Annotated in this window: 11 protein-coding genes; 5 read left to right on the top strand and 6 right to left on the bottom strand. The window is 66.4% G+C overall.

Going from position 1 to position 12211, the window contains the following annotated elements:
- The first annotated feature begins 170 nt into the window (after positions 1-170).
- Positions 171-380 carry a helix-turn-helix domain-containing protein gene (locus MF407_RS03845; protein ID WP_129625757.1) on the top strand — a complete coding sequence of 70 codons (210 nt, stop codon included), beginning with the start codon at positions 171-173 and terminating at the stop codon, positions 378-380.
- On the opposite strand, the gene MF407_RS03840 is transcribed toward MF407_RS03845, so the two are convergent.
- Positions 381-926 (bottom strand): hypothetical protein, encoded by a 546-nt coding sequence (locus MF407_RS03840; protein ID WP_129625758.1) that lies wholly within the window; start codon positions 924-926, stop codon positions 381-383.
- An 85-nt stretch (positions 927-1011) separates the two neighbouring features.
- On the opposite strand from MF407_RS03840, the gene MF407_RS03835 reads away from it, so the two are divergent.
- Positions 1012-1761 carry a hypothetical protein gene (locus MF407_RS03835; protein WP_239701379.1) on the top strand — a complete coding sequence of 250 codons (750 nt, stop codon included), beginning with the start codon at positions 1012-1014 and terminating at the stop codon, positions 1759-1761.
- Positions 1758-2267: an Rv3235 family protein gene (locus MF407_RS03830; protein ID WP_239701378.1), complete on the top strand. Its 510-nt coding sequence runs from the start codon at positions 1758-1760 to the stop codon at positions 2265-2267. Before MF407_RS03835 ends, MF407_RS03830 begins: the two co-directional genes overlap by 4 nt.
- Before the next feature lie 57 nt (positions 2268-2324).
- Here the strand turns inward: MF407_RS03830 and secA are convergent, their stop codons facing one another.
- A complete protein-coding gene (secA, locus tag MF407_RS03825; RefSeq protein ID WP_239701377.1) occupies positions 2325-5054 on the bottom strand; it encodes a preprotein translocase subunit SecA in 2730 nt (909 codons plus the stop codon).
- A 142-nt stretch (positions 5055-5196) separates the two neighbouring features.
- Here secA and MF407_RS03820 point away from each other — a divergent pair, with 142 nt between their 5' ends.
- A complete protein-coding gene (locus MF407_RS03820) occupies positions 5197-7473 on the top strand; it encodes a GNAT family N-acetyltransferase (RefSeq protein WP_239701376.1) in 2277 nt (758 codons plus the stop codon).
- Between the two features lie 54 nt (positions 7474-7527).
- Here MF407_RS03820 and MF407_RS03815 read toward each other — a convergent pair whose 3' ends face one another.
- Entirely contained in the window at positions 7528-8439 is a 912-nt protein-coding gene (locus tag MF407_RS03815; RefSeq protein ID WP_239701375.1) for a hypothetical protein, read from the bottom strand.
- A 128-nt stretch (positions 8440-8567) separates the two neighbouring features.
- Entirely contained in the window at positions 8568-9539 is a 972-nt protein-coding gene (locus MF407_RS03810; protein WP_239701374.1) for a DMT family transporter, read from the bottom strand.
- Positions 9540-9578: 39 nt separating this feature from the next.
- Here MF407_RS03810 and MF407_RS03805 point away from each other — a divergent pair, with 39 nt between their 5' ends.
- Positions 9579-10118 (top strand): CGNR zinc finger domain-containing protein, encoded by a 540-nt coding sequence (locus MF407_RS03805; protein ID WP_239701373.1) that lies wholly within the window; start codon positions 9579-9581, stop codon positions 10116-10118.
- A 7-nt stretch (positions 10119-10125) separates the two neighbouring features.
- On the opposite strand, the gene MF407_RS03800 is transcribed toward MF407_RS03805, so the two are convergent.
- Together MF407_RS03800 and raiA are read right to left on the bottom strand one after the other, a co-directional pair.
- The gene (locus MF407_RS03800; RefSeq protein WP_239701372.1) at positions 10126-11346 is read right to left on the bottom strand and encodes a crosslink repair DNA glycosylase YcaQ family protein; all 1221 of its coding nucleotides are present in this window, start codon (positions 11344-11346) and stop codon (positions 10126-10128) included.
- Positions 11347-11442: 96 nt separating this feature from the next.
- Positions 11443-12093: a ribosome-associated translation inhibitor RaiA gene (gene raiA / locus MF407_RS03795; protein WP_129625766.1), complete on the bottom strand. Its 651-nt coding sequence runs from the start codon at positions 12091-12093 to the stop codon at positions 11443-11445.
- Between the last annotated feature and the right edge of the window lie 118 nt (positions 12094-12211).

The raw sequence follows: 12211 nt of genomic DNA, 5'->3' as shown, positions 1-12211 counted from the left end.
CGGTCGTTCTCCCGTCGATACGTGTTATCCGCTTCATCTTGCGTTCGGATCCACGCCAAGGCGAGTTGTCCACAGGTAAAAACTTGTTCAAACCTGCGATGCGCCACAATGGCCACAGCACGTGCTCAGCCCGATGACCACCACTTCGGCCGACCGGAAAGGACGCCTCGGTGCCTGCCCGCTTTCTGCAGATCTCGGACGTCGCGGAGACATTGAACATCTCTGCGCGAGCCGTGTACGGCCTGATCAGTTCAGGGGATCTACCGGCGATCAAGGTGGGAAAGTCGTGGCGTATCGAAGCCGATCAACTCGAGGCCTACATCCAACGGGCGTACGCCGACACCCGCTCGAAGGTCGAGTCGGGCACCGTGACCGAGTGATCAGCCGATCCGCCGGATGACCGCGATCGCCGCCCATGGCAGAACCCGGCGGCCGGTCACCGCGCCGCCTCGGCGCACCGCATCCGCTGGGTGCAGCACCACCTCGACGTGGTCACTTCCGACGAAGTCGATCGTGCCCACCCACACCGATCCGGCCGTGTCGTGGACAGCCACCGCTGAACGGTCTCGGGAGATTCCGCGCAGGGCGACACCGAGCCCGAACCGACGGGTCACCGAAGGCGCCTGATCACTGCGGCGGCCCAGTCCGCCGATGCTGACGATCGCCGTCGCCGGAACGATCGCGCTCGAACGGCCCGGCTCCTCGACGACCACCCAGTCGCGGCCCAGGTCGGTGAGTTCTCCCTCGACCGGACCGGCCACCGTCGACAGGACGATCTTCGTGCCGACTCCCGCCGCCACCCGGTCGAACCACGAGACCTGAGCCCGCTCATGGCGGGTGCGATCGGGTACCTGGGCCAGAACTTCCTGGCGTTCGCGCTGCGCGAACTGTGCTTCGAGGTCATCGAACAAGTGGTCCCACCGCATGCCGGGAGAGTACCCGCGCAGAACTTTACTCACATCTTACGTGTGAAGACTGTTGATGACGTTTTCTTACGTTTATTGTCATCTCATGATCGATGAGTCCACCCGCAGGAGAGCACGAGCTCTCGCACTCCTGCTCGCCGCTGTCGCAGCTTCCGCGTCGTCCTGGTGCGTGCTGACACTCCTGCAGCAGGGTCGCGAACCGTTCGTGTCCTTCGATTCCCTGTGGTCGACCGCGCTGCTGACCGCGCTGGCCATCACGTGCGCGTGGGCAGGCGCCGTCGCGCTCGTGGCGCGGACCGAGATCGCCCGTCCGCGGATGCGCGTCGACGGCGCCACCCGCCTCGTTGCCACGGCGCTCATCGCGATCGCCGGATGGACGGTGTCCTTCTCAGGAGTACCGGCGTCGGCATCACCGACGGGCCCGGACGCAGTCGCCACGGCCCCGGCAACTGCGTTGTCCACGAACGGTTCTCCTTTGCCGACCCCCGACTTCCGGGCGGCTCCGAGTGCAATGTCCGACGACCCGGCACCGGACCCCGGATGGCTGCCGACCGCACCGAAGGCGGTCGACCCGGCCGACCGGAGCGCGCTCGTGATGCCCGGTGCCGCGAACGATCACTCGGTCGTCGTGCACCGGGGCGACACACTCTGGGCGATCGTCGGACGAGCTCTCGGCCCTGACGCGTCCGCCGCGCAGATCGCGCGGGCTGTTCCTGCCTGGCACGAGGCCAACCGAACGGTCATCGGCGACAACCCGGACCTACTGCTCGCGGGCCAGATCCTTCACCCGCCCACTGATACCGATTTCACTGCCAGACAAGGGAGTTCCCGATGAGCGTCGCACCCGTCCACGTACCCACGCCGGTCCACTCCCGGCCGGCGCCGAGCCTGCTGCCGGCCGCCCGACCGCGCCGCCATCTGCAGTCGGTCTCGTTGGACCAGTCATCGCTCGCCGTCGATTTCCGGTCGGGACGGCACGACGTCGAGTTCGGTCCGCAGCACTGCAGTACCGGTGACCTGCCCGACCCGACGGCGTGGGGTACGCGGCTGGTGCACGGCCTGCTCGAGGTGATGAGCGGGGTCCGTCCACCGTCGCAGATCGAGCGCTGTCTGACCCTCGAACTGCGCGAACGGGTCCGCCGTGCGTACGCGACTGCGGTTCGTCGCGGCGCACGGCCGGGACGCCCGAGTCGCGTATTACGCGTGCGCGTGTGTGATGCCGTTGACGGAATCGCCGAGGTGAGTGCGGTCGTCTACGACCGCGGTCGTGTCCGCGCTGTCGCGATGCGGCTCAGCGGATGCGACGGACGCTGGTTGCTCACCGAGCTTGAAATGGGTTGACGTGCAACGAAAGACGAAGGCGGCCGACCAGAGGGACGGCCGCCTTCATCGTGCAGGTCACTTCTGGGAAGAGGCCTTCGCCTTCTTCGCCCTGCGCGCGTTGGCACGGCGCTGCGCACGCGGCAACTGGCTGTCGTCCTCGTCATCGAGAACACGACCGTCGTCCGTGATCTGGTGCTGGTGCGCCTGGCCGTCCTCGCCCGGTGCGGTCAGCGTGAGCTTCTCGCCGGTCTTCTCCGGCAGGGATGCCTGCACCTCGTCCGGGTCGACCTCGACGTGGAAGAGGTTCTGAATGGCCTCCTCCTTGATCGCGTCGTTCATCGCGGAGTAGAGCTGGTAACCCTCGCGCTGGTACTCGACCAACGGGTCACGCTGGGCGAACTGGCGCAGGCCGATGCCCTCCTTGAGGTAGTCCATCTCGTAGAGGTGCTCGCGCCACTTGCGGTCCAGAACCGACAGCATGACGCGGCGTTCGACCTCACGAGCGACGTCGGCGCCCCAGGCCTTCTCGCGGGTGTCGTAGGCGTGGTGGACATCGGAGCGTATCTCCTGCACGAGGATGTCGCGGTTCAAACCGGCTCGGCCACCGACCTCGTCCTCGATCTCCTCGATCGTGATCGAGACCGGGTAGAGGTCGCGCAACGCCGACCACAGTTCGTCGAGGTCCCAGTCGTCGGAGAAGCCCTGCGCGGTCGCTCCGTCGACATACGCGTCCACGACGTCGTTGATGAAGTGGCGCACCTGGGGCTCGAGGTCCTCGCCCTCGAGGATGCGGCGGCGCTCCTTGTACAAGGTCTCGCGCTGCCGGTTCAGCACGTCGTCGTACTTCAGGACGTTCTTGCGGATCTCGAAGTTCTGCGCCTCGACGCTGGTCTGCGCCGACTGGATCGAGCGGCTGACCATCTTGGACTCGATCGGGACCTCGTCCTCGATCTTCGCGGTCTGCATGAAGCGGTCGACCATGCTCGCGTTGAACAGGCGCATCAGGTCGTCCTGCAACGACAGGTAGAAGCGACTCTCGCCCGGATCGCCCTGGCGGCCGGCGCGACCACGCAGCTGGTTGTCGATACGGCGCGACTCGTGGCGCTCGGTGCCGAGCACGTACAGGCCTCCGAGTTCGAGCACCTCCTCGTGCTGCTGCTCGACCGCCTTCTCCGCCTTCGCGAGCGCCTCGTCCCAAGCAGCCTCGTACTCCTCAGGCGTCCGCTCCGGGTCGAGACCCTTGCGCTTCAGCGCGGCGACAGCGATGTGCTCGGGGTTACCGCCGAGCATGATGTCGGTGCCTCGACCGGCCATGTTCGTCGCGACCGTGACGGCGCCCTTGCGGCCGGCCTGCGCGATGATCTGGGCTTCCTGCTCGTGGAACTTTGCGTTGAGGACCTCGTGCGGAACTCCCTTGCGCCGCAACTGTTCCGAGAGGTACTCCGACTTCACGACGCTCGTCGTACCGACCAGGACCGGCTGTCCCTCGCGGTGGCGGTCGACGATGTCGTCGACGACGGCGCGGAACTTCGCCTCTTCGGTGCGGTAGATCAGGTCGGCCTGGTCCTTACGGACCATCGGCTTGTTGGTGGGGATGGTCACGACGCCCAGCTTGTAGATCTGGTGCAACTCGGCGGCCTCGGTCTGGGCCGTACCGGTCATGCCGGCGAGCTTGTCGTACATGCGGAAGTAGTTCTGCAGGGTGATTGTGGCCATGGTGTGGTTCTCGTTCTGGATCTCCACCTCCTCCTTGGCCTCGATCGCCTGGTGCATGCCCTCGTTGTAGCGACGGCCGGAGAGCATGCGTCCGGTGTGCTCGTCGACGATGAGGATCTCGCCGTCCTTGACGACGTAGTCCTTGTCCTTCTTGAACAGTTCCTTGGCCTTGATGGCGTTGTTCAGGTAACCGATCAGCGGGGTGTTCTCGGCCTGGTAGAGGTTCTCGATACCGAGGAGGTCCTCGACCTTCTCGATACCCGACTCCATGATGCCGACGGACTTCTTCTTCTCGTCGATCTCGTAGTCGCCGTCGCCCGGCTTGTTCTCGCCGGCCTTCTTCGGCGCACAGGTGAGGTGCTCGACGATCTTGGCGAACTCGGTGTACCAGCGGGTGGCCTCGTCGGCCGGACCGCTGATGATCAACGGGGTGCGCGCCTCGTCGATGAGGATCGAGTCCACCTCGTCGACGATCGCGAAGTTGTGGCCGCGCTGCACCAGTTCGGTGGAGCTCCACGCCATGTTGTCGCGCAGGTAGTCGAAGCCGAACTCGTTGTTCGTGCCGTAGGTGATGTCCTTGTTGTACTCGGCGCGACGTTGGTCGGGCGTCATCGAGGACAGGATGCACCCGGTCTCGATGCCGAGGAAGCGGTGCACGCGTCCCATCAGCTCGGACTGGTACTCGGCCAGGTAGTCATTGGTCGTGATGACGTGGACGCCCTTGCCGGTCAACGCGTTGAGGTAGCTCGGCAGGGTCGCCACGAGGGTCTTGCCCTCACCGGTGCGCATCTCGGCGACGTTGCCGAGGTGCAGCGCGGCGCCACCCATCAGCTGGACGTCGAAGTGACGCTTGCCCAGCGTGCGGACGCTCGCCTCGCGAACGGCGGCGAACGCTTCCGGCAACAGGTCATCGAGCGTCTCGCCGTCGGCCAGGCGCTCCTTGAACTTGTCGGTCTCTGCTCGCAACTCCGCGTCGGTCATCGCTTTGAAGTCGTCCTCAAGCAGGTTCACCTGCGCCGCGAGACCCTGCAGCTTCTTCAGCGTGCGGCCTTCACCGGCCCGCAGGACCTTCTCGATTACCTTCGGCACTGTTGCTCCTCGTTCGTGTACAGACCCACCAAGACTAATGGGCGGCGCAATGACGATTCGGTGGCGTCCGATCCTCGCCTGTTGCACCAACGGGCGAAGTTAATCGGAGGATCCCCTCGCCGCGTTCTGATTGGCTCGTTACATGGTCAATTTCCCGGCGGACGTCCCTACGCTCTCCGACGACGTCGTGACGCTGCGAGCGCACCACCCCGGCGACGCCGACCGGATCATCGAATTCGCGAACGACGAGCGGTCGCGGCGGTTCATCCCGCTCCCCGATCCCTACGGACCGCAGCAGGCGCAGGAGTTCCTCGACTCGGTCGCGATCAACTGGGCTGCCGATCCGGTGCACCCGGTGTGGGCGATCGAGGTGGACGGGCAGTTCGCCGGCGGGATCAACCTGCACCCTCGGGGCTCGCGGACGTGGGAGGTCGGTTACTCGATGCACCCTGGACTGCGCGGGCGCGGGGTGATGACCCGCGCCGTCCGGTTGGTGGTCGATCACGCGTTCGACGCTCTGGACGCGTTGGCCGTCACCTGGCGCTGCGGCGCCGGCAACTTCGCGTCCTGGCGCGCGGTCTGGGCGGCGGGTTTCGCCTTCGACGGCGTCTGGCGCCACATGCACCGTGGGTCGTTCGGTGACTCGGACAACCTCTGGTTGGGCTCGCTCACTCGCGCCGAATGGGGGTTGTCGCTCGGGCGGGAGCACCGTGCAGCACGTCCGTGGTGGGAGGCGAAGCTGCTGCGCGGCGAGCGCGTGGTGTTGCGTCCGTACCGGGACCACGAGGAGTTGCCGGGCGGCCCGGACGAGATCGCGCAGCGCTTCAACGCCGACATGCAGCCGCAAGCCGGCGACTTTCCGCGATGGCTGCGAGACCGGCGTCGGCGGATGGCGATCGGCGAGGGTGTCTTCTGGTGCATCGCCGATGCAGTGACCGATGAACTCCTCGGCCACATCCAGGTCGCCCGCCTCGACGTCGACTTCATCCGCGGCACGGGGTGGGTCGGCTATTGGCTGCTCCCGTCGGCCCGAGGACGCGGAGTGCTGGCCGAGGCTCTCGACCTGCTCATCCCGCATGCCTTCGCCGATCGGACCGATCCTGCAGGCGTCGACGGTGGGTTGGGTCTGCACCGTCTGTACGCCGGCACGGACGAGGACCACGGTGCCTCGCAGCGTGCGCTGCGACGGGCCGGCTTCAACGAGTGCGCCACCGAGCGGGCTGCGCTGGCCCACGACGACCGACCGCATTCCGGCGCGATCAGCTTCGAACTCCTGGCGTCCGACGATCGCGCTACCGGGCGCATTGCACCCTTCTCGATCCCCACGCTTCGCACCGAGCGGTTCGTGCTGCGTGAGTGGACGGACGCCGACACTCCACGTCCGGAGCAGGTCACCGACCCCGACGCCCGGCGATTCATGGCGAATGAACTTCCGACCGAGCAGACCTTCCCCGACTTCATGCGTCGCCACCGTCTCGGGCTGGACCGGCGCACGTCGCTCAACTGGTGCATCGAGGACGCCAACAGCGGCGAACCGCTCGGCAACGTCGGGTTGTTCGACATCGGAGCGGGCACCACCGGCAACGCCGAGGTCGGTTACTGGCTGTGGCAGAGCGCGCGCGGACGACGGGTCATCGCGCAGGTACTCCCTGCCGTCCTCGACCACGGCTTCGACAAACTGGGTCTCACCCGCATCCATGCCGCCACCGACCTGGACAACATCGCCTCGCAGAAGATCCTGATGACGGCGGGCTTTCGTCAGTGGGGCGCCGATCATCAGGCCTACACAAACGCGGACGGGTCGGTGACCGACGGCGCGTACTTCGAACTGCTTGCCACCGAGCGCCATCGCACGGTCGACGAGCGCCTGCCGCACCCGGTCCGAACCGATGATGTGCGGCTGCGTCCGCTGCAGCCGTCCGATCTCGACCGCGCGCACGAGGCGTCCGTCGATCCGTCCTGGGTGCTGTGGCTGGACGGGCCCGCCGACCGCACCCTGCAGCAGACGCGCGAGTGGCTCAGCCGAGAACGTCAGGTCACCGCCGACCGGCAGCGGTGGGCGATCTGCGCACCGGACGGCGATGAGTTCCTCGGCTGTGTCACGGTCCAGAGCATCGATCAGCGCACCCGGTCGGGCGAGCTCGGTTACTGGGTGCACCCGGACGCGCGCGGTCGCGGCCTGGCCGTCGCAGCGGTGAATGCTGCTGCAAGATATGCCTATTCACCCGAAGGTCTCGCGCTGAGACGGCTCTCGATCAATGTGGCCGAAGGTAACGAGCCGTCGATCGCAGTGGCGCGGCGGACGGGCTTCCGGCAGACCGGACGAGACAGCCTGACCGAGCCGCTGGGCGACGGCCGCGTCGTCGACCGCCTGCGCTTCGAACGCCTGGCCCTGACTGACCGAGTGGCCGGGCCATGAACAAGCGGCCGGGCTATAGGGCGGCCACCGGTTCATAGCCCGACCACTCGGTAGTCAGAACCAGGCGCTGTGGTCAGGTACGAGTCCGCGCGCGACCAGTAGCGTGCACATTCCTTCCGCCCCCGCCGGTCGCGCATCGCTCCATACCCAGCGGGCGAAGCGACGATCGGTACCTCGGATGCGATCCTCACGCACCTTCTCGGCCAGAAGGGCGTCCGCATCGCCGGCGCCGTCGTCACGCTGATACTTGAGCTTCCCGTCGAACTCACCGACCAGTCGCAGCTTCTCCCACCAGAAGTCCGTGACGCCGACGAGTTTCATGTGATCGAAGACCCGGTGCTGAAGTTCTGGCTTCGGAAATCCGTTCTCATACATACGAACTCGGCTGAGACTCTCGCCCGGTGACTCGGATCGACCGTCGGCCAGTTGGACCACGAGTTGTGCGATCCGCCGCCCCCGACCACCGCGCGGAATTGCCTGCCAGCACGACTGAAGATCACCACGTGAGGCCAGTCCCCGCCGAAGTACGTCGTCCGCTGCAACCACGCCGGCTGCCAGCCCGTTCAGACGCCCGATGTCGATCGCCGTCTGAGCGGGACAGGTGACGACAAGGCCATCAACCTTCACGGTGCTCGGGTCGGTCTGACAGCGATGCCGAACAGTCGAATGGGCGCGTCCGCGAGTATCGTCTGCCGATCGCACTTCGACGTGCTCCGGCCACTGCCCGAGCAGCGGGATCCGTTGCAATGCAGCAGCTGTGCTGTGCGAGAAGATCGGTCCCTCCAACTCCGCATGTGCAGCGTGCGCACGCAAAACGACCTTCTGACGATCATTGAGCGCGGCCCATCCGGCAGCCGTGGTGTACCGGTTATGACGAACCTTCACCAGGTCCGAGGGGTCGTCCGAGCACCGCAGCAACTCGACGCGGGAACGGGCCAGCAGCGGTGGCAGTCCGGGCTCATCCATGCGGCGATGGTGCCCGCTCGCTTGCGACCCCGTCAGACTTATACACAGCGCTCACCGAGTGGCCGGGCTATGAACGGGGGGTCGGGCTATAGGGCGGCCACTGGTTCATAGCCCGGCCACTCGGTGAGTCAGACGGGGTCGGGGATGGTGGGCTCGAGTTCGGGGACGGGCTCGCCGAGCTTGACCAGCACCACACCACCGAGGATCAGAATGCCGCCTGCCAACTGGAGGAGCCCGGGCTGCTGGCCGAGCAGGATCGCACCGAACATCAGCGAGAACAGCACCTCCATCAACGCGAAGAACGAGGCCACCCGGGAGCCCAGCGCCCGGGCAGCAGCGATACCGGTCGCATACGCGAGCGCAGCAGTCACCAGGCCGAGCACGAGTAGCACGATCCACCACGGGACGTCGCCGACGCTGAAGTCGACGGTGCCGGTCGCCGTTGCGTAAGGCACGACTCCGGTCGCGCAGGCGAGGCCCATCGCGACAGCACCGACCCACAGCCCGGCACCGGCCAGAACCAGCGGCGGCAGGTGCGTCTCCTGAGCAGACAGGATGAAGTAGACCGCCGCACCGCACGTCGCCAGCAACGCCCAGGTCATCCCTGCCACGTCGACGCTCGCGCCCGACAGCAGGTCGAGGACCAGCCCGAGCCCGACGATCGCGACCACCGCCCCAACAACGGTTGTGCGGGAGGGACGCTGTCCGTGCCGCACCCACAGGAACGCCACCACCGCGATCGGCGCGGCGTACTCGACCAGCAACGCCATTGCGACCGGCATGGTCTGCACCGCATTGAAGTAGAACAACTGCGTACCGGCGACCGCGACCAAGCCGTAGGCGACGACAAGTCGGGCGTCCTGGCGCAGCAGATGCCACCGCCCACGAAGGGCGAGCGCGGTCGGGATGCTGAGTGCCAGCGAAGCGACCAGGATCCGGTAGAACACGGCGGCACCGGGTGTCCAGCCGAGCTCGATGAGTCCGCGTCCGAGCGCTCCCGAACCACCGAACGACAGCGCCGACAGGAGGGCGAACATCAACCCACGCGAGCTCTTCACGGTTGGGGCGACGTGCGTGTCGTCATGAGTCAAGGTGGTCATGACTAATGACAGTAGGACGGCGGGATGTAAGGTGTCAAAATGCGCTTTGCTCATGACACCGAGCCCGCCCTGCGTGCCGCCGTGCGCTTGGTCAATTCGGCATCGGAGCCGGATACCATGACTGAACTCGACCAACTGCACGAGTTCTACCGCAGCGAGGGGTACACCGGACAGGCGCCACGAACGCGCGCAGACCTGGATGCCGTCCGCGCGCTGCGTCCGCGACTACGCGCGATCCTCACCGCCGATCGGGACGGCGCGGCCCAACTGGTCAATGAGTCGCTCGCGCAGGTGCAGACGCAGCCCCGCCTGGTGCGGCACGACGACCTGGACTGGCACCTGCACGTCGTGGCCGACGACCGCCCCCTGGATGTGCGCATCCTGGTAGAGACGGCCATGGCGATGATCGACGTCATCCGCGCCGACGAGCTGTCGCGACTGTCCGTGTGTGAGGCGGACGATTGCGACGGCGTCGTGCTCGACCTGACCCGCAACCGGTCAAAGATCTTCTGCTCCCCCAGTTGCAGCAACGCCGCGGCCGTTGCGGCCTACCGCGAGCGGCAGCGACGGAACGACTGACCGAGGATCAGTCGGTCGGCATCGCAAGATCGGTGAGCTCGAGCCAGTCGGCCATCGATCGCAGGTTGCGCATCAACGCTTCCGCGGCGGTCGGTGAAGCTTCCGGTTCCCAGGAAATGCGCTGTGCCAGAAGCACGCTCGACTTGCGATCGGCCTTGAGGTCGACGCGGCCGACGAGTTCGCCGCGGTGCAGGAACGGCAGCACGTAGTAGCCGTGCACCCGATCAGCGGCCGGCGTGTAGATCTCGATGCGGTAATGGAAATCGAACAGGTCGTGCGTGCGTTCGCGCTGCCAGACCAGCGAATCGAACGGACTCAGCAGAGCCTCGGCTTCGGTCCGCCGCGGACGAGCCGCATCGACGTACAGAAATGCCGGACGCTTCCAACCGCGCACCTCGACCGGGCGCAACTCGCCCGTACGCACCAGTTCCGCGATGGCGGGGCGGGCCTGTTCGGTCTTGAGCCGGAAATAGTCACGCAGGCACAGTTCGCTGCCGATGCCGTGGGACCGCGCAGCGATGCGGACGAGTTCGATGAAGGACTCCTGCTCGGCCGGCCTCGCCTCAGGCCCGGCGACCGCGCGTGCTGCCGGCGGGAAGGCCGTTTCGATTGCCGCGTACCGACGCTCGAACTGGGTCGTGCGTCCGGCGCTGGTGATCCGGCCCGCCCAGAACAGATGCTCGAGTGCGTTCTTGACCAAGCTCCAGTTCCAGCCCCACTGATCCTTGCTGCGCGGCACATCGTGCTTGAGGCGAGCCTCCACCTGACGCGCGGTGAGCGGCCCGAAGCGCAGCACCTCGGTCTCGACCGCAGCAACCACCTCAGGATGCTCGTGGGCCACACTCTGCATCCCACGCCAGGCCTGCGACTCGGCACGCCGCATCCGGAACGTGAGGTGCGGCCAGGTGGTCGGCGGGATCAAGGATGCCTCGTGAGCCCAGTACTCCACGAGCCGTCGTGGCGCGGTGTCGCGAGCACGATCGAGCAATGAGGTGTCGTAGGGCCCGAGACGGGAGAACAGCGGGAGGTACTGACTGCGCGCCAGCACGTTGACGCTGTCGATCTGGATGATGCCGACCCGGTCGATCACTCGCTGCACGTGCCTCATCGAAGCCGCGAAAGCTTCCGGGCGTCGGTCGTGAAAACCCTGCGCGGCCAACGCAATTCGTCGCGCCTGCGCTTTGGTGAGCGTCTCGGTGACAGCCGTGAGGTCTGGTTGGTCGGTCATCGGTTCGAGCCTAGACCGCGTCACCGACAACAACCCGTAGCCCGGTACGCGGGAGCGGCGGACCCGCCAGGGATCCGCCGCCCGTCGCTCGACTTGTCAGGCGCTCTGCTCCGTCTGCTCCTGAATGTCCAGGGTGATCATTCCGTACGACCAACCGCGCCGCCGGTAGACGACGGTGGGCTTGTCGGAGTCGACGTCGTGGAAGAAGAAGAAGTCGTGTCCGACGGCTTCCATGGCGCTGAGCGCGTTGTCGACCGTCATCGGAGACGTACTGTGCACCTTCTCGCGCAACTCGACCGGGCAGTCTGCGTCACCGCCGAGCTTCGCGATCGACTCGGGCACCGGTGGCTCCTGCTCGGCCCCACCCTGTGCGGGCGACAGGTCGAGGTCTGCGAGCGGTGCAGTGGCGTCGTGCACAGACTTGGGTGCCTTGCGTCCGCCGCGATGCACCCTGCGCTTGTCGTGCTGCCGGCGCAATCGCTCCCCGAGTCGGGTGGTCGCCAGGTCGAGCGCTGCGTAGGTGTCATCGGCACTGGCCTCGGCGCGAATCACGGCCCGCTTGCCGAAGCAGGTGATCTCCACGCGCTCGGCTTCCTTGGCCTGGCGTGGGTTGGCTTCGTGGGAAACTACGACCTCACAACGGGTGACCCGCGGGTCGAGCTGGTTGACCTTCGCCAGCTTCTCCTCGATGTGGCGCTGAAAACGCTCGGGCACGGACGTGTGACGTCCGGTGACGGTGATCTCCATGGAATCTCCTCGTGTTCTACAAGAGTGTCGTGCGGACTTCAGCGTCCTGATCTCCTGATGAACCACCTGCCTTTCCGGTGGCGACACAAGGCCGGCTGCGAACTGAGATTTCGCAAGG

This window comes from Yimella sp. NH-Cas1 (genome assembly GCF_022359705.1).
Classification (GTDB): domain Bacteria; phylum Actinomycetota; class Actinomycetes; order Actinomycetales; family Dermatophilaceae; genus Yimella; species Yimella lutea.
Note: the sequence above shows the minus strand (reverse complement) of the source record. Positions and strands in the feature narration are given on the sequence as shown.

Excerpts from the sequence above, each read along its gene's own strand:
- MF407_RS03820 (WP_239701376.1), top strand. The coding sequence starts at position 5,197 with ATGGTCAATTTCCCGGCGGACGTCCCTACGCTCTCCGACGACGTCGTG.
- MF407_RS03835 (WP_239701379.1), top strand. The coding sequence starts at position 1,012 with ATGATCGATGAGTCCACCCGCAGGAGAGCACGAGCTCTCGCACTCCTG.
- MF407_RS03805 (WP_239701373.1), top strand. The coding sequence starts at position 9,579 with ATGCGCTTTGCTCATGACACCGAGCCCGCCCTGCGTGCCGCCGTGCGC.
- MF407_RS03810 (WP_239701374.1), bottom strand. The coding sequence starts at position 9,539 with ATGACCACCTTGACTCATGACGACACGCACGTCGCCCCAACCGTGAAG.
- MF407_RS03840 (WP_129625758.1), bottom strand. The coding sequence starts at position 926 with ATGCGGTGGGACCACTTGTTCGATGACCTCGAAGCACAGTTCGCGCAG.
- MF407_RS03830 (WP_239701378.1), top strand. The coding sequence starts at position 1,758 with ATGAGCGTCGCACCCGTCCACGTACCCACGCCGGTCCACTCCCGGCCG.
- MF407_RS03800 (WP_239701372.1), bottom strand. The coding sequence starts at position 11,346 with ATGACCGACCAACCAGACCTCACGGCTGTCACCGAGACGCTCACCAAA.
- MF407_RS03815 (WP_239701375.1), bottom strand. The coding sequence starts at position 8,439 with ATGGATGAGCCCGGACTGCCACCGCTGCTGGCCCGTTCCCGCGTCGAG.
- raiA (WP_129625766.1), bottom strand. The coding sequence starts at position 12,093 with ATGGAGATCACCGTCACCGGACGTCACACGTCCGTGCCCGAGCGTTTT.